The organism is Alteromonas sp. ABM1_013, assembly GCF_056160505.1.
On sequence record NZ_JBSWXH010000003.1, the window covers coordinates 517,002 to 534,349 of the forward strand.

Consider the following 17,348-nt stretch of genomic DNA (forward strand, 5'->3'; position numbering starts at 1 on the left):
CTCACTAGTTTATTAATCGTAGTGCTTTAACAGCACTGTTAAGAATGTGTTTGCGTTTAAATAATATATTTCTTCGTTTGCCGCCCATCTGACGCCACATCACCGCAGACCTTACGCCCGCAAGTAAAAGGGCACGTACTTTGTGCTGATTAGCAGGTTGGCTCAAATAGTCTGGGTTGCCCGCCACCTGAATACGCGGAGCTAACGGGCTGATAATATCGCTGTAAATACTTGCTAATGAGGAAACAATTTGCGGATTTTGAAAGTCTACGTGGGCAAGCTGGCGCTGAACATGTGAAATGCGTTCACCGAGTTCCTGCATAGCTTTAGGCTTTCTGGCTAGCTTTCTTTCAAGGCCTAAGATGCTTGCGATATAGCGGGTTAGCTCTGTGTCTTTTGTTGCTTGTTTGTCAGATAATTGCGCAGCAAGAGTAGTGTAACCGGTTTTTAGATTAGACAGTTGCCCAAACACCTGTTGAGGAGTTTCAGGGTCGGTAACCAGTATGCTTGATAAACTTGCTTCAATGGCTTCGTTTTCAGCAGAGCCTCGCCTGGCTAGCTGCTGCACTAGCGCAGCAGCCTGACATACCCCAGCTAGGGCCAAATTATTTTCTATATCGGTATCTAGCATCAGCGAATGTAACTCTCAATAATACCGCCACCAAGGCAGACCTCTTCACTGTAAAATACCGCCGACTGGCCAGGTGTTACCGCCTTTTGTGGTTCGTCAAACACTACTTCAATGGTGTCGTGTTCAGTTGGTGTAATAGTACAAGGGATATCCGCCTGGCGATAACGCGTCTTAACCACCGCGCGCATAGGCTCAGTGAGTGTTTTTCTGTCTACCCAATGTAGCTGCTTGGCAACCAAACCTTTTGAATAAAGGCGAGGGTGATCGGCACCTTGACCAACAATAAGTACATTGCGGGCAACGTCTTTATCTACTACATACCAAGGGTCGTCACCGTATTTAGCTAAACCGCCAATGTGAAGGCCTTTACGCTGACCTAAAGTGTGATACATCAAGCCTTCGTGTTGCCCAATTTCTTCACCTTCTGCCGTTTCGATAACGCCAGGCTGCGCTGGAAGGTAGCGGGCTAGGAAGTCTTTAAACTTGCGTTCGCCGATAAAGCAGATCCCTGTTGAATCTTTCTTATCATGGGTAATAAGCCCTTGCTCTTCAGCAATTTTACGCACCAGTGGTTTTTCAATATCACCCACAGGGAAAAGGGTTTTAGCAACGTGCTCTTCACCTAGCGTATACAAGAAGTAACTTTGGTCCTTGTTGTTGTCGAGACCGCGCAACATCTGCCATTTACCGTCTACCTCACGGCGGCGAACATAGTGTCCTGTGGCTATATAGTCTGCACCAAGGTCTTCTGCAGCGAACTCAAGAAACGCTTTGAACTTAATTTCTTTGTTGCACATAATATCTGGGTTAGGCGTTCGGCCTGCTTTGTATTCTTCTAAAAAATACTCAAATACGTTATCCCAGTATTCTGCAGCAAAGTTGATGGTGTGCAGCTCAATGCCTAGCTTGTCAGCAACCGCTTGCGCATCTTTTAAATCCTCCGCAGCGGCGCAGTACTCATCGTTATCATCTTCTTCCCAGTTTTTCATAAAAAGACCTTCAACCTGGTATCCCTGCTGTTGAAGCAGGTAGGCTGAAACAGACGAATCGACACCGCCGGACATGCCGACGATCACTTTTTTGCTGGCGTTAGATTCAATATCACTCACTACAGATTGCACACTCATTTGATTAATAAAAAAGAAACCTTATTTGTTAATGGGGTTATGCATTAACATATTTATGAATTTGCCAATACACTAACTCATTGGGTGGGCTATTCCACCAAGCCGCTATCCACCAAGCTACTATGCAAGCTGCAACATGAGCTTCACCGTAAGCTTTACAGTAAGAAAGCCCGAACAAACAGGCCCGTTTTCGAGGTCGCGGATTTTATCAGATTCCGATCGGTAATTCACATCTAATCCTTATCTGATTAAGTAATTAAATATGTACGTGGACAAGCTTGGTTTTTAACGCATTAATGTTTCCGTGCGTAAATAAGCACCATTAGGTACAACTATGCCTATCGGTTGATATATTTCCAGCTTCTCGGTGCCACATTAGTGTGGTCGACAAAAGTGAATTCAAGTATTGGGCTTGGTTTAGTCATCAAAAGCTCACGTACTTGCCATTTTCAATGCCATCTATGGTCCAGCTGCCTACTCGATATCTTATAAGGCGAAGGGTAGGGAAACCTACGTGTGCGGTCATACGCCTGACCTGTCGGTTTCTGCCTTCTGTGATGGTAATTGACACCCAGCTAGTTGGAATAGATTGTCTGAAACGCACAGGTGGGTTTCTTGGCCATACATCGGGCTGCTGCATTGCTTTTACTTTAGCTGGGCGGGTCATGCCGTCTTTTAATTCAACACCATCGCGTAGCGCTTGCATGGCTTTTTCGTCCATGACACCTTCAACCTGTACCCAATAGGTTTTGCTGGTCTTGGCTTTGGGGTTTGCAAGTTTGTGTTGAAGCTTACCATCATTAGTGAGTACTAAAAGGCCTTCAGAATCTCGGTCTAGGCGGCCCGCAGCGTAAACATCGGGAATATCAATATAATCTTTTAGCGTCTCTCTACCGTCCGCGTCGGTAAATTGAGAAAGAACTTGAAAGGGTTTATTAAACAGCACCACTTTGGCGTTTGAAGACATGTTACTTCCGCTTGTTGATTGTCGAGATTTCGGTGGGGATTTTACTTCAAATCAAATTAACGCGCTTGAGAAAATTCAGTACAAATAGACGTTTCTGCACAGTAGTTTGTCGATAAATTCGGTGATCTTATGTGCTAAGACAATGGTATGACTTGTAACTCAAACTTTCGACCCTATACTAATGGTCGCTCCCATTTTTATAAGAGAGCGCATCTGCATAATTATTAGACAGTTTTAGCAGTGACAAGCGGGCTTGCTTGTACATCAGACCTCGCCGCTTTACGTAACTATTAAGTTATGCGCATGGCAACGAGGGGCTTATTGCTAACATAGGGAATTGAATAATATGCAGGGAAGAAAACAGCAAGTGACCTAATGCTTAATAAAAGCAAAAGGTGGAAAACATCAAATACGTTTCGCAATGACTGTGGGCGTAACATGACACATGTTACGGGTTGTTGCGACCTAATGGACTAAAAACGACAGTACCCTGTCGAAAAAATTGAGGTATATAATGACCAAGTCTAAGATCATCTATACGAAGACTGATGAAGCGCCAATGCTGGCGACTTACTCACTTCTTCCAATCATCCAGAAGTTTGCCGCAGCTGCAGATATCGACGTTGAGCTAAGCGATATTTCACTTGCTGCGCGTGTTTTGGCAAATTTCCCTGAGTATCTTTCTGAAGAACAAAAAGTGCCAGACGCGTTAGCTGAACTGGGTGAGATGACCCAAGACCCGAATGTTAACATCATCAAGCTTCCAAACATCAGTGCCTCAATTCCTCAGCTTCGTGCAACGATCAAAGAATTAAATGATAAAGGCTTCAACGTACCAGCGTTCCCTGATTCACCTAAAAATGCTGAAGAAGAAGAGATTCGTGAGCGTTACGGTAAGGTACTAGGTAGTGCGGTTAACCCGGTACTGCGTGAAGGTAACTCTGACCGTCGTGCGCCTACTGCTGTTAAAAATTATGCGCGTAAGCACCCGCATTCAATGGGTGAGTGGTCTCAAGCGTCTCGTTCACACGTAGCGCACATGCGCGGCGGTGATTTCTACTCTGGTGAGAAGTCTGTGACAGTAGAAAAAGACGGTCACGTTAGCATTGAATTTACTGGCAAAGATGGTAGCAAGAAAACCCTTAAGCCTCGCGTAGATTTGCTTGCTGGTGAAGTTATCGACGGCATGTTCATGAGCAAAAAGGCGCTTTGCGAGTTCTTCGAAGAGCAAATTGAAGATGCGAAGAACACTGGCGTTCTATTCTCATTACACGTAAAAGCGACCATGATGAAGGTGTCTCACCCAATCGTGTTTGGTCACTGTGTAAAAGTATTCTACAAAGATCTATTCAACAAATGGGGCGACCTGTTTGAAGAGCTTGGTGTTAACCCTAACAACGGTCTTGGTAGCGTTTACGACAAAATTGCGAGCCTACCTGAAAGCCAGCGCTCAGAAATTCAAAAAGACATCAATGCATGTTATGCCGACCGTCCGCCAATTGCGATGGTTAACTCTGACAAAGGTATCTCGAACCTACACGTACCAAGTGACGTAATTGTAGATGCGTCTATGCCTGCAATGATCCGTAACTCTGGTCAAATGTGGGGACCAGATGGAAAGGCACACGACACCAAAGCGGTTATTCCTGAAAGTACTTATGCAACGATTTACCAAGAGGTTATCAACTTCTGTAAAACTCACGGTGCATTCGATCCAACAACAATGGGTACAGTACCTAACGTTGGTCTAATGGCGCAAAAAGCAGAAGAGTACGGTTCACACGATAAAACGTTTGAGCTAGAAGCAGACGGCACGGTATCAATCGTTGACCAAGACGGTAACGTTCTTATCTCGCACGATGTTGAAGAAGGCGATATCTGGCGTATGTGTCAGGTGAAAGATGCACCTATTCAAGATTGGGTTAAGCTAGCGGTGACTCGTTCACGTCAATCTGGTATGCCTGCAGTATTCTGGCTAGATGACGAGCGTGCTCACGATGCGCAACTTATCAAGAAAGTTGAAAAGTACCTTCAAGACCACGATACAAACGGTTTGGACATTCAAATTATGTCTCCTGTACGCGCTATCCGCTACAGCATGGAACGTGCGCTTCGCGGTTTAGACACTATTTCAGTAACGGGTAACGTACTTCGTGACTACCTAACTGACTTATTCCCAATTCTAGAGTTGGGTACAAGCGCTAAGATGCTATCAATTGTTCCATTAATGGCTGGCGGCGGTCTTTATGAGACAGGTGCGGGTGGTAGTGCACCTAAGCACGTACAACAGTTTGTTGAAGAAGGTCACCTGCGTTGGGACTCACTAGGTGAATTCCTTGCATTAGCAGTATCGCTAGAAGACGTCGCAATCAAGCACAGCAATACAAAAGCAAAAGTTATTGCTACAGCGCTTGATAAAGCAACTGAGAAGCTGCTTAACAATGGTAAATCGCCACTTCGTAAAGCAGGTCAGCTAGACAACCGCGGTAGCCATGTTTACCTAGGTCTATACTGGGCTGAGGAAGTAGCGAACCAAACTGAAGATGCTGACCTAGCAGCGCAGTTTAAGCCAGTGTATGAAGAGTTATCTGCAAAAATTGATGACATCTTGGCTGAGATTGATGCGACTCAAGGTAACGCGCAAGAAATTGGTGGTTACTACTACCCAGACGAAGACAAGCTTTTCGCAACAATGTCTCCTAGCCAGACATTAAAAGCGATTCTTGGCGCATAATAGTAGTGTTTAGACGCGGCTGTATGATTGCATCCGCGTAAACGTATCTACAAATAATTAAAAAGCCCGCTTAAATATTTAAGCGGGCTTTTTTTATGCCGCTTACAAATTGGGGCTGGTATCAAAAGTACGCAACTAAAAAAACAACAGTCTTAGCAGCCTGTAACGATTAGCTCGCGCAAGCTAAAGAGAAATATCGTTTGTCTTAAAAATTTATAACAAGACAGAAAAGAGAGGTGAAGGCCCTAGGGATAGGAGGTTTGAGAATACTGTATAAGAAGATTTAAAGACGACAAAGCACTTGACGCCAAATCGCGCCCATAACACTTATACATAGCAAAACTTAAAGCAAAAAAATCAAAAGCCCGACATGAGGGTCAGGCTTTTTAAATTCTTTTTTAACGCTCTGGTTCTTCTTTGAAGCCAATGTTCTCAGCGTGAAGACCTTTAGGGCCCTGCTGAACTTCGAACGTTACTTCCTGACCTGCTTTTAGCGAACGATAGCCTTCCATTTGAATCGTAGAGTAATGTGCGAAAATATCTTCACCACCATCCTCAGGCACGATAAATCCAAAACCCTTTGCGTTGTTAAACCATTTAACTTTGCCAACCGCCATACTTCGACTTCCTCTTAATCCTTGAACTCACGAGTATATGTCCCCATTATAGATCCGGAGACACGGTGGAAAGAGTATTCACTATAGAAACTATAAAGTGACTGCTTTAGAGTGACAAACGTGCAATACTCAAAACCACTATACAAAATGTAGATTTTTTAACCATATTATGTCAAGGGCAAATGTGAATAAATTTAGACAAAAGTTTGTACACATATGTGCCGGTATACCACTATTATTAAGTTATGAGTAAAGACAACGCTATTAGTATCGAAAAGGAAAAACAAAAAGACGCGCAGCGACAAAAGCCGCAGCCGCCTCCCATGTATAAAGTGTTGTTGAACAATGACGACTATACACCGATGGATTTTGTCATTGAGGTACTCAAAAAGTTTTTCAATATGGACGATGAGAAAGCCAACCAACTTATGCTGACCGTTCATTATCAAGGAAAAGCCGTGTGTGGCATTTTTACTGCTGAGATAGCAGAGACAAAAGTGATGCAGGTTAATCAGTACGCACGCAAACATCAGCATCCGTTGATGTGCACGATGGAGCAAGCATAAGGTTTTTTGTAGAGGGCGAGCAATATGTTAAATAAAGAATTAGAACAAACGTTAAACGACGCGTTTGTATTTGCCAGAGAGCACCGTCACGAGTTTATGACGGTAGAGCACTTGTTGTTGGCATTGCTTGATAACTCAGCTGCTCGCGATGCGCTCAAAGCGTGTGGTGCCGATATTGAGGCAATCAAAAGCGAACTGTTATCGTTCGTTAAAGACACCACGCCACTCATTTTAGATGACCAATTAAACGAACGGGAAACGCAGCCAACCCTGGGCTTCCAACGCGTATTACAGCGCGCGGTATTTCACGTGCAGTCGTCGGGCAAAGACGAAGTAACCGGCGCCAACGTGCTAGTGGCTATTTTTAGCGAACAAGAATCGCAAGCGGTATACATCCTCAAGAAAGCTGATGTAACTCGTCTAGATGTTGTGAACTTCATCAGTCACGGCGTTAGTAAAGCTGATGACGATGAGCCCGTTAATCCTGAAGCTTCTGAAGAAGGTGAGTCGGGTGAAGAGGGCGGTTCTGCATTAAGCAAATACGCCACTGATCTAAACCGCCACGCTAAAGACGGTAAAATTGACCCGCTCATTGGCCGTGATTCAGAAGTAGAACGCACAATTCAAATTCTATGTCGTCGCCGTAAAAATAATCCACTGCTTGTAGGTGAAGCCGGTGTAGGTAAAACTGCAATTGCCGAAGGTCTAGCTTATAGGATTGTAAACGATGACGTGCCTGAAGTTATCGCAGAAAGTACAGTGTATTCACTTGATTTGGGCGGGCTGTTAGCTGGCACCAAATATCGTGGTGACTTTGAAAAACGCTTAAAAGCGATTTTGAAAGAGCTTGGTAAAGACAAACACGCAATTCTATTCATTGATGAAATTCATACCATCATTGGTGCTGGAGCGGCGTCAGGCGGGGTAATGGATGCGTCTAACTTGCTTAAGCCTAAGTTATCTAGCGGTGAACTTCGCTGCATTGGTTCGACTACCTATCAAGAGTACCAGGGTATCTTTGAGAAAGATCGCGCCCTTGCTCGTCGCTTCCAAAAAGTAGATGTGACTGAGCCAAGTGTGAGCGATACGACTAAGATATTGCTTGGACTTAAGAGCCGTTATGAAGAGCACCACAATGTGCGCTTTACACAAAAGGCGATTCAGGCGGCCGCTGAACTGTCAGCCAAATACATCAATGAGCGTCATCTTCCAGATAAAGCTATTGATGTTATGGATGAAGCCGGCGCGAGCCAGCGTCTATTGCCACCGTCAAAACGCAAGAAGACAATCAATGTAGGCGATATTGAGCAAATTATTGCAAAAATGGCGCGTATCCCTGAGAAATCTGTATCGGCTTCTGACAAAGAGGTTCTCAAGAACCTAGGCCGCAACCTTAAGATGGTTGTGTTCGGTCAGGATAAAGCCATAGAGACGCTAAATGACGCTATTTTGTTATCGCGCTCAGGGTTAGGCAATGAAGCAAAACCTATTGGTAGTTTCCTGTTCGCTGGCCCTACCGGGGTGGGTAAGACAGAGGTAACACAACAACTGGCGAAAACCATGGGCGTTGAGCTAGTGCGTTTTGATATGTCTGAGTACATGGAGCGCCACGCAGTTAGCCGTCTTATTGGTGCTCCTCCAGGCTACGTAGGTTTTGATCAAGGTGGTTTGTTAACAGACGCGGTAATAAAGAATCCGTACTCTGTCGTGCTGTTAGATGAGATTGAGAAAGCACATAGCGATATATACAACATCCTTCTGCAAGTCATGGATCACGGTACGTTGACTGATAACAACGGCCGTAAAGTAGACTTCAGAAATGTTGTGTTGGTAATGACTACCAACGCAGGTGTGCAGGAAACGGTGCGTAAGTCTATTGGTTTTAAACAGCAAGACCACAGCCACGATGCAATGTCTGAAATCAACAAGGTGTTTACTCCTGAGTTTAGAAACCGTCTTGATGGTATTATTTGGTTTAATCACCTTGACCCAGAGATCATCCTACAAGTGGTCGATAAGTTCATTATCGAGCTTCAGGCACAGCTTGACGTTAAAGGTGTGTCGCTAGAGGTAACCAGTGCTGCACGTGCTTACATGGCCGAGAAGGGCTATGACAAAGCGATGGGCGCACGTCCTATGGCTCGGGTTATTAAAGACGACCTTAAGAAAGAGCTGGCGAATGAATTATTGTTCGGCGAGCTATCTAAAGGCGGAAATGTGAAAGTAGATTGTGTTGATGACAAGCTTACCTTCGAATACTCAGGCGTTGATGCTAAGTCTGAGGAAGCAGAACCAAGCTAGAACAGCACGTTAATGCTGAACAGTGACCGAACGTAGCGTTAGGCAATACAACTGGGGTTGTTTATCTTAGCGCTACAGTTTCTTTTTGACGCTGTAACCACTAGATACGAAAAAGCCCGATATTCATCGGGCTTTTTTTATGCGTTACCGCTTAAATGGCTCATTATCTTGCGCGATAAATGATACGACCTTTGGTCAAATCATAAGGAGTCATCTCAACAGTGACCTTATCGCCAGTAAGAATACGGATATAGTTCTTACGCATTTTACCAGAGATGTGTGCAGTCACTACGTGACCGTTTTCTAGTTCAACGCGGAACATAGTGTTAGGTAGTGTGTCCAACACAGTACCTTCCATTTCAATACAATCTTCTTTTGCCATGTAAAGCAGTTACCTCAGTAATTCAAAATTTTTGCCGCGCAGACCTTACCCAATCTTGGGTTCGGTGTAAAGCAATTAAGTGTCTATTTTACTATTTTTGCTAAATAGATGCCATTCATTGTCACTAAACTGCTCAAATGGCAAAAATTTATGTTTGTAAGACATTTTTTTACAGCCATCTACGTAGTACCCCAGATAGACGTATCGATGGCCTAAAACCTTCGCTTGCTCAATCTGCATCAATATCATCCAGGTACCCAAAGAGGCTGAACTATAGTTGGGGTCAAAAAACGTGTAAAGCGCAGACAGCGCCCCCATGTGTTCGTTGGCATCGACGATATCAGTGACGGCTACAGCAATAAGCTTATCGCCATCATAGGCCTCTAAATAATGAGTTGTCATCCACTCACACAGTACGAAATTATCAAACTGTGTTTTAGATGGCGGATACATACTGCCGTCTGCATGGCGCTCTGTAATGTAGCGCTCATATAGGGGGTAGTAAGTCGATTTGGTTTTATCGACAAGCTTAACACTAAACCCTTTATTATTTTTAAGCAGTCGCTTCTGACTACGAGAAGGCGCGAAATCGCGGACCGGTATTCGCACAGATTTACACGCTTGGCAGGCAGGGCAGTGGGGGCGATAAATTTGCTCGCCGCTTCGACGAAAGCCCGCTTGTATCAGTTGTGAATAACGCCACGCCTGAAAATCATTATTTTCGGCGTACACTAACAACTGCTCTTGCTCATCAGGCAAATAGCTACATGAAAATGATTGCGTTATACCAAACTTCACGGAGTAATCACTCTTGGCTTCCAACGATTAAGGTAGTCTTCAGACAGCCTACCGTCTTCAGTTAAAGTGTGGTTGTTTTTTTCCAGTTTTTCAATAAAGTTGTCGCGAGGCAACACGGTAGCGCCCAGCGATGACAAATGATCAGTGGGGAGCTGGCAATCGATAAACGCCATGTTTTGCGATTTCATATGTTCGACCAAGGCCAACATCGCAAGCTTAGATGTGTTGCTTTCAATGTGGAACATAGACTCGCCGCAATAAACTTTCCCAATTCCCACGCCATACAGCCCACCAACTAGCGAATCTCCATTCCATACTTCTACCGAGTGCGCTAAACCCAAACCATTCAGCTGCCGATAGGCGCCAATCATGTCGTCGGTAATCCAGGTTTCGCTGTTCAATTCACCCGTATTAGGGTTCTTACGAGGTGTTGATGAACACGCTTCTATCACACGGTCGAACGCATGATTCAAGGTTACTTGATACTTTTTCTTACGAGCGAGTTTCTTAAGGCTTTTCGAAGCAACAAAATTATCGAGTTCGATAATGGCTCTTGGGTCAGGTGACCACCACAACAAAGGTTCGTCGTCGCTAAACCAGGGGAAAATTCCTTGCGAATAAGCTGAAAATAAACGGGCTGGGCTGAGATCGCCACCAAACGCTAACAGGCCGTTGGGATCTTCCAATGCGGTATCGACAGAAGGGAAGGGAGCGCCTTCTTCTATGTAGTGTAACGCTATCATAATTCAGCCAGAAAAAAGCCCCACAGGAATGTAGGGCTTAGGTATAGAGTATTAACCTTGCTCAGGCATGGTACCGTCTAGGTACTTTTCGGCGTCTAGCGCAGCCATACAGCCAGTTCCGGCTGATGTAATAGCTTGACGGTAAATGTGATCGCTCACGTCACCCGCGGCAAATACACCTTCAACGCTAGTTTGAGTTGCGTTTCCGTTAGTGCCACTATTCACTACGATATAGCCATCTTTCATTTCAAGCTGGCCATCAAAGATATCAGTGTTTGGCTTGTGGCCGATAGCCACGAAAAGACCCATAACATCAATCTCTTCTGTCGCCTCACTGTTGGTATCTTTGATACGAACTTTGGTTACGCCCATCTCATCACCAAGCACTTCATCAAGGGTACGATTTAGGTGAAGGACCACGTTGCCATTCTCAGCTTTTTCGCGAAGGCGCTTCTCTAGAATTTTTTCACTTCTAAAGCTGTCTCTTCTATGAATAACGTGTACTTCTGAAGCAATGTTCGAAAGGTAAAGTGCTTCCTCAACAGCCGTGTTACCACCACCGATAACCGCTACTTTTTGGTTGCGGTAGAAGAAACCGTCACAGGTTGCACAGGCAGATACACCTTTACCCATAAAGGCTTGCTCTGACTCTAAGCCTAGGTATTTAGCAGAAGCTCCTGTAGCGATGATCAACGCGTCACAGGTATACGTACCGCTGTCACCATAAAGAGTGAAAGGGCGCTTTGAGAAGTCAGTTTTGTTGATATGGTCGAAAATAATTTCGGTATCAAACTTTTCTGCATGCTTTTGCATACGAACCATGAGATCAGGACCTGTAAGTCCTTCTGGGTCGCCCGGCCAGTTTTCTACTTCAGTAGTGGTAGTAAGCTGTCCGCCTTGTTGAATACCAGTTAACAATACAGGTTCAAGGTTTGCACGTGCAGCGTAAACCGCCGCTGAATAACCCGCAGGGCCTGAACCTAAGATAAGTAGACGGACGTGTCTGCTTTCTGCCATTTTCCTCTCCAAATAATTCACCCGTTATGGGTTACTTATAAAATTCTCTTAGAAAGCTAGGTAGGGGCGAAAATTCGTAAATCAAGCTCAATACCCAGTTACTTTTATTATAGTAATCTGCCAGCGCATTATCTGCAGGTCGTCAGTTAGTTGTGTTAACAAAAGTAACAACTAAGCCATACAAGACTATGTTCAGGCTAAAGCGCTATATGATGCCTTCAAGTGCTAAAAATGTCACTTAAAGATAAGTTCAATTTATACCTTTTAATTATTACGATGCTTTTAACTTTGTAGTACCTTTAAAGCATAACCACTGAAATCAATGTGCCGAACGCATCTAAAAAGTAAGCCAGAGCGTAAATAGTCAAAGTGGGTTCGCTGAAGCGCTTTACAGCGCCTTAGACAAAACTTAATTACCCAAATCGTTATCTTATTTGATAAAATGTTTTGTGTCGCTTCTACCTTGTAGAAGGTGCTGCGTTTAGCGCAAAAAAAAACGAGTAAAAATCACGCAACTAAATTGTAATAGATAAAAAGCAGTTTACAATTTAACTATACCTATCTGAGAACGAAGAGGTGAACCATGTCTCAATCAGTAATGACAATGTTGAAAAACGGTCAGCAGTACATGAAGACATGGCCTGTGAGAAAAGAGCTTTATGCTTTTTTCCCAGAATGCAGAGTAGTAGCAGCCACCAAGTTTGCAATTAAAACTATGCCGCCGGTTGCTATGGTGTCGTGTGCGCTTTTGTACCAGAACTTAGGCACAGACTATCTTCCTCAAACTATTACAATAGGTGCTTTTTTTCTAAGCTTACCTATGCAGGGCTTACTATGGTTGGGGCATCGCTCAGATCAGTACCTTCCACCACAGCTAAAAAGCTGGTATCAGGAAATTCATTCTAAAATGCGCACGCAGGGAGTGAATATCAGTAATGCTAAGTCTAAGCCTAAATATAAGGAGCTGGCTCAGCTACTTAAAACGGCCTTTAACGATCTCGATAACGCATTTACCAAACACTGGTTTAATTAAAAGCCATCTGTTACTTCCAAACTCTCGTAGCCTACTAATAGTAGTCTAGCTACTAGGCAAACTCTCGCCCGAGAAATGAAGTGTTTAGGCGGCTTGCAGCTGTCTAGGCCGCTCGTAGCTGCTTATACGGCTCGTAGCTTTTTATACGGCTCGCAGCAAAGCCTGACACTTCCGACATTTGTACTGTCCGCCTTTCAAAATACTATTGTGCCTGCGCGTGGATAGTGCATAGGTGTCGCAGTCGCAAACGTACTGGAAGGTTTTCGTCACTCGTTTTACATCGAATTGATGTGTAGCGGCTGGTGTACGGTTAAAAACACCATGCATAACCGATTGCCATTCTCTGCCGTGGGGCTGAACCTTTCCAAACAACGTCCATACCAGTAAATGACTGACTTCATGAGGTATCACGTCATTTATAAAAGCGTCGACATTTTCTTTGAAGAGAATAGGGTGAAAGTTCAGACGATTTTGCTGTAAAAACGCCGTTCCCGCATTCCTACCTGAGCGTCTAAACGTAACCGTAGGGCGTTCAAACTTTCGGTTAAAGTAGCGCTCTGCTTGCTCAAAACAATAAAAAACAGCGTCGGTAATTGCGCGACGCTGTTCTTGGTTTAGATCATTTGAAGCGATGTTTCGGCCTCACTCTATATCTTTTCGTATTCAACTGTATTTAACGTTAACTACTCGACATCACAAGGTAAACAAAGCACATAGGTTCCTTTAGGGTCGTTTAGCTTATTAACTAAACTAAACTCTTTAAGTACGCGCTTAAACTCGTTAACGAGTGATGAGTCGGCGTGGGCAAACTGCCACTTTCCTACAAACGTCATGGCTTGACCGAAAAATTCTTTCCAGAAAATCTCCTGTGCGGTTAACGTGCGCTGTACATAGAAGGTGTCGTAGTTCTCAAGTTCTGCAATCTCTGCGGCGGCAGCGACAGCGTCATCAAGTGTTCCTAACTGGTCAACTAATCCTAGCTCAATTGCATCTTCACCAATCCAAACGCGACCTTGTGCAACGCTATCCACTTCCTCAACTGACATACCACGAGCGTTAGACACTAGCGATAAGAAGTTACCATAAGTATTTTCAACGTTACGCTGAAGAATTTGACCAAACTCTGGTGCAAGAGGGCGCACAGTAGAAAAACCAGCAAGTTCTGTTGAGCCTACACCGTCACTGTGAATGCCCAAATAATCTAGAGAGTTTTCGTATGTCATGAACATACCGAACACCCCGATAGAGCCTGTGATAGTGCTTGGGCTCGCGATAATTTTGTCGGTACTTGCCGCTATCCAATAGCCACCAGATGCTGCGTAAGTGCTCATCGACGCGATGACTGGCTTACCTGCTTGTTGAAGCTGTAGTACTTCTTGGCGAATGATTTCAGAGGCAAACGCACTGCCACCGGGAGAGTCTATTTGAAGGACAACAGCTTTAACGTTGTCATCTAAACGCGCTTTTCTCAACAGGCGAGCGGTACTGTCTCCGCCTATAGAGCCAGCTTTTTGATCACCATCTAAAATAGTGCCTTTAGCAACGACGATAGCCACCTTATCCATGTCTGACTCAATGACAGGCATAGGTGGGTTAACGACTTTGAGGTAAGAGTTAAATGTAGTGAGGTTTACACCGTGCTTGTTATCACCTTCACCCACTAATTCGGTTAACTCTACTCTCACTTCTTCGCGAGTTTTCAACGCATCAACCCAGTCGTTTTCAAGCGCGTACTGGGCGAAGTCACCACCGGCCGCTTCAAATTTTGCTAATAGGCCTTGAAGTGTTTCATCGAAATTTGCTTCATCAATACCGCGAGCCGCTGCTACGTCAGCTTTATATTGGGCCCAATAGCCGTCTAACCATTGCTTCTCCGCTTCTTTAGCTTCCTCAGACATATCATTTCGCATGATAGGCTCGACGGCAGATTTATACGTACCCACACGGAAGATATGGGTTGTTACTTTTAGCTTCTCAAGCATGTCTTTAAAGTACATGCCGTAGCGCCCGTAACCTTCAAACATTAATCCGCCCATTGGGTTTAGGTAGATGTTGTCTGCGTGTGCTGCCAAGTAGTATTGGTCTTGCGAAAAGTAATCGCCAATGGCGTAAACGGGTTTTCCTGATTCTTTAAATGCATCGATAGCGTTCGCGACAGTGCGCAATTTATCTAAACCGCCACCAGTTAACCCATGAAGGTCAAGCACTAGGGCTTTTATGCGTCGGTCTTTCTTGGCATTCTCTAAAACCTTCATAACATCGCGAACGAGTACTTCAGGGTTTTCGGGCTCGCTACCAAGGGATTCCTGCAAAAACTGTTCAAATGGGTCGATACTTTCCTTTTCAATAACGAGCTTACCGTTCAAGGTAAGAAACAACGCGCTATCTTTATTTACTGATAACGGCTCATCGCCCTGACCGGCAATGGCGATGATCAACCCAACAAAAATAACAATGAATATCACATTAAAGAAAAGTTTGCGGGTGAAGTTAAGCACCGTCCACAAGCCAATAAACAAGGATTTAGTCCAATTTCCTTTGGCTGCCATTTTTATCACTACCTTTTTTGAATTAACTAATCAGAGCAAGATGAAACAGGTGTATCAAGCCCAATGTACTGCATCCTATTATGTTACCTAAATCGGGTAAGATCGCTAACTTAATTGTAATTTTTTGTAAGCATTCTTGGTTTGTGTGCCGGTATCGAAGAAATTTAAATTAAAAACAGCGTTGGTTAGTGTAGGTCACAGGTTTGTTTCATCCTGCGCTAGCCATTTACTAATTAACTTAGCTATGCGCGCATGATCTTCTTCGCTCATCAGCATGAGAAGCTTGCCATTACGTGCTTTGTAGTTTGTTTTTTCTTGGCCTTTTCGCATTATTCGAGAGAAAGGAGATGGCTTATTTTTGTGAGGTGAAATTTTTTTCATAAAGCGCCGTTCTTATTTTCTAAGCACACCGAATAGGTAAAACAATGACACACCTCTATCAACAATTTGTTACACGGCTTCAATTAGCCGACGGCATCCCATTACTTTTATTACGCTTATATTTAGCCCCTGTGATGATACAGGCAGGATGGAACAAAGCATCCAGTTTCGACAGTATAGTCTATTGGTTCGGAAACGACGATTACGGCCTTGGATTACCCATGCCGCTGGTCATGGCATTTCTGGCAACAGCCGCTGAGCTAGTAGGTGGTATTTTGTTGTTGTTTGGCGCGTTAACACGGTTGGTCAGTATACCCCTTATGATAACTATGGTCGTCGCCATGGTAAGCGTGCATGCTGAAAATGGATGGCTAGCGATAGCGGACGCTTCGTCTTGGTTAGCCGACGGTACTATTTTATTAAATGAGAGCATTATGGCTGCACCGGAAAAGTTGTCGGCTGCTAAGTCGCTGTTACAAGAGCACGGTCACTATGACTGGCTAACCTCAAGCGGCAACTTTGTTGTACTTAATAACGGTATCGAGTTCGCGGCGACCTATTTTGTTATGTTGTTAGTCTTGTTCATTTATGGAGGCGGTCGTTTTTTCAGTGTGGATTACTATTTAGGAAAAATATTTAGTCGCAAAATGGATTAGCTTAACGGCTATTCACCCTCAAGACATTTACATTAAAAGGCCGGAATTTTCTGGTCTTTTTTGTTTATCAGCCGTAGGATCTACCACATACTACAGGTATGCTTTTTTAACCCAGCCATACCATTTTAATTACGCGCTAGCATGTGGGCCAACAACCATATGAGCCAACAACCATATGAGTGAAAAGTAGGGACGTAAATGGACGCATTAACATTATTATTAAACAGAAGCTCTCAGCCTCGATTAGAAGCACCGGCGCCAAGTGGTGATGCCTTGGAAAATATTATGCAGGCAGCCCTTCGAGCGCCAGATCACGCTTGCCTTACACCGTGGCGTTTTATTGTATGTACCGGGAAAGGGCTAGATAAGCTTGGTGCACTTTATGAACAGTCTGCTATAGAAAATGAGAAGTCACAGAAGGAAATTGAGCGTGCAGTTCAACTCCCAAAACGCGCGCCTATGATAATTGTTGCTATTGCAAAACACAAAGAACACGAAAAAGTCCCCCGCGTTGAACAAATTGCCTCTGCGAGTTGTGGTGTTATGGCCATGCAAATGGCAGCAGTCGCACAGGGATTCAATGGAATGTGGCGTACTGGTGGCTATGCGCACTGTGAAACAGTGAGAAACGGGCTAGGTTTAAGCGAAGAGGATGAACTAGTGGGTTTCTTATATCTAGGAACGCCGGCGTTTGAACCCGCACCTAAGCCGCAAAGAAATAGTGATGACTACTTTGAATATTGGCAGTAAATGTTAGTTTCCTCGCTAAATCATCACAGTGACCAACATTTATAGCGAGCTTTTTTAGCTACAGGTCTGTTGTTGCTAATCCCCAACAACAGACCT

17 protein-coding genes are annotated in these 17,348 nt (G+C 44.2%); 6 read left to right on the forward strand and 11 right to left on the reverse strand.

Going from position 1 to position 17,348, the window contains the following annotated elements; genetic code table 11:
• Positions 1-4 precede the first annotated feature (4 nt).
• The 3 genes from hflD to ACXAGK_RS10600 form a co-directional block, all read right to left on the reverse strand.
• Positions 5-631, reverse strand: a complete 627-nt coding sequence (hflD, locus tag ACXAGK_RS10590) for a high frequency lysogenization protein HflD (RefSeq protein ID WP_474856218.1) — start codon at positions 629-631, stop codon at positions 5-7.
• A complete protein-coding gene (gene mnmA / locus ACXAGK_RS10595; protein ID WP_474856219.1) occupies positions 631-1,758 on the reverse strand; it encodes a tRNA 2-thiouridine(34) synthase MnmA in 1,128 nt (375 codons plus the stop codon). The genes hflD and mnmA overlap by 1 nt, the downstream gene beginning before the upstream one ends.
• 424 nt (positions 1,759-2,182) lie before the next feature.
• Positions 2,183-2,725: an rRNA large subunit pseudouridine synthase E gene (locus ACXAGK_RS10600; protein WP_474831826.1), complete on the reverse strand. Its 543-nt coding sequence runs from the start codon at positions 2,723-2,725 to the stop codon at positions 2,183-2,185.
• 514 nt (positions 2,726-3,239) lie between these two features.
• Between ACXAGK_RS10600 and ACXAGK_RS10605 the strand changes: the two genes are divergently transcribed.
• Positions 3,240-5,459, forward strand: a complete 2,220-nt coding sequence (locus ACXAGK_RS10605; protein ID WP_474856220.1) for an NADP-dependent isocitrate dehydrogenase — start codon at positions 3,240-3,242, stop codon at positions 5,457-5,459.
• 398 nt (positions 5,460-5,857) lie between these two features.
• Here ACXAGK_RS10605 and cspD read toward each other — a convergent pair whose 3' ends face one another.
• Complete coding sequence (gene cspD, locus ACXAGK_RS10610) at positions 5,858-6,076, reverse strand: cold shock domain-containing protein CspD (RefSeq protein ID WP_014949330.1); 219 nt, start codon at positions 6,074-6,076, stop codon at positions 5,858-5,860.
• Positions 6,077-6,321: 245 nt separating this feature from the next.
• Here cspD and clpS point away from each other — a divergent pair, with 245 nt between their 5' ends.
• Together clpS and clpA are read left to right on the forward strand one after the other, a co-directional pair.
• Positions 6,322-6,642, forward strand: a complete 321-nt coding sequence (clpS, locus tag ACXAGK_RS10615; protein WP_118495106.1) for an ATP-dependent Clp protease adapter ClpS — start codon at positions 6,322-6,324, stop codon at positions 6,640-6,642.
• A gap of 24 nt (positions 6,643-6,666) precedes the next feature.
• Positions 6,667-8,943: an ATP-dependent Clp protease ATP-binding subunit ClpA gene (gene clpA, locus ACXAGK_RS10620; RefSeq protein ID WP_474807054.1), complete on the forward strand. Its 2,277-nt coding sequence runs from the start codon at positions 6,667-6,669 to the stop codon at positions 8,941-8,943.
• Positions 8,944-9,106: 163 nt separating this feature from the next.
• On the opposite strand, the gene infA is transcribed toward clpA, so the two are convergent.
• From infA to trxB, 4 genes are all read right to left on the reverse strand, one after another.
• Entirely contained in the window at positions 9,107-9,325 is a 219-nt protein-coding gene (infA, locus tag ACXAGK_RS10625) for a translation initiation factor IF-1 (protein WP_008844395.1), read from the reverse strand.
• 75 nt (positions 9,326-9,400) lie between these two features.
• Entirely contained in the window at positions 9,401-10,123 is a 723-nt protein-coding gene (locus tag ACXAGK_RS10630) for an arginyltransferase (RefSeq protein ID WP_474856221.1), read from the reverse strand.
• Positions 10,120-10,866 carry a leucyl/phenylalanyl-tRNA--protein transferase gene (gene aat / locus ACXAGK_RS10635; protein WP_474856222.1) on the reverse strand — a complete coding sequence of 249 codons (747 nt, stop codon included), beginning with the start codon at positions 10,864-10,866 and terminating at the stop codon, positions 10,120-10,122. The genes ACXAGK_RS10630 and aat overlap by 4 nt, the downstream gene beginning before the upstream one ends.
• A gap of 51 nt (positions 10,867-10,917) precedes the next feature.
• Complete coding sequence (trxB, locus tag ACXAGK_RS10640) at positions 10,918-11,883, reverse strand: thioredoxin-disulfide reductase (protein ID WP_118495102.1); 966 nt, start codon at positions 11,881-11,883, stop codon at positions 10,918-10,920.
• A gap of 583 nt (positions 11,884-12,466) precedes the next feature.
• Here trxB and yfbV point away from each other — a divergent pair.
• Positions 12,467-12,916, forward strand: a complete 450-nt coding sequence (gene yfbV / locus ACXAGK_RS10645) for a terminus macrodomain insulation protein YfbV (RefSeq protein ID WP_269916513.1) — start codon at positions 12,467-12,469, stop codon at positions 12,914-12,916.
• A gap of 141 nt (positions 12,917-13,057) precedes the next feature.
• Here the strand turns inward: yfbV and ACXAGK_RS10650 are convergent, their stop codons facing one another.
• From ACXAGK_RS10650 to ACXAGK_RS10660, 3 genes are all read right to left on the reverse strand, one after another.
• On the reverse strand, positions 13,058-13,549 hold the full coding sequence (locus tag ACXAGK_RS10650; RefSeq protein ID WP_474856400.1) for a SprT family zinc-dependent metalloprotease: 492 nt from the start codon (positions 13,547-13,549) through the stop codon (positions 13,058-13,060).
• 50 nt (positions 13,550-13,599) lie between these two features.
• On the reverse strand, positions 13,600-15,465 hold the full coding sequence (sppA, locus tag ACXAGK_RS10655; RefSeq protein WP_474856223.1) for a signal peptide peptidase SppA: 1,866 nt from the start codon (positions 15,463-15,465) through the stop codon (positions 13,600-13,602).
• 195 nt (positions 15,466-15,660) lie between these two features.
• Positions 15,661-15,846, reverse strand: coding sequence for a hypothetical protein (locus ACXAGK_RS10660; RefSeq protein WP_474807046.1), 186 nt, complete (start codon positions 15,844-15,846; stop codon positions 15,661-15,663).
• Between the two features lie 44 nt (positions 15,847-15,890).
• Here ACXAGK_RS10660 and ACXAGK_RS10665 point away from each other — a divergent pair, with 44 nt between their 5' ends.
• Together ACXAGK_RS10665 and ACXAGK_RS10670 are read left to right on the forward strand one after the other, a co-directional pair.
• Positions 15,891-16,502 (forward strand): HvfX family Cu-binding RiPP maturation protein, encoded by a 612-nt coding sequence (locus ACXAGK_RS10665; RefSeq protein WP_474856224.1) that lies wholly within the window; start codon positions 15,891-15,893, stop codon positions 16,500-16,502.
• Positions 16,503-16,700: 198 nt separating this feature from the next.
• Complete coding sequence (locus ACXAGK_RS10670; protein ID WP_474856225.1) at positions 16,701-17,252, forward strand: NAD(P)H nitroreductase; 552 nt, start codon at positions 16,701-16,703, stop codon at positions 17,250-17,252.
• The last annotated feature ends 96 nt before the right edge of the window (positions 17,253-17,348 follow it).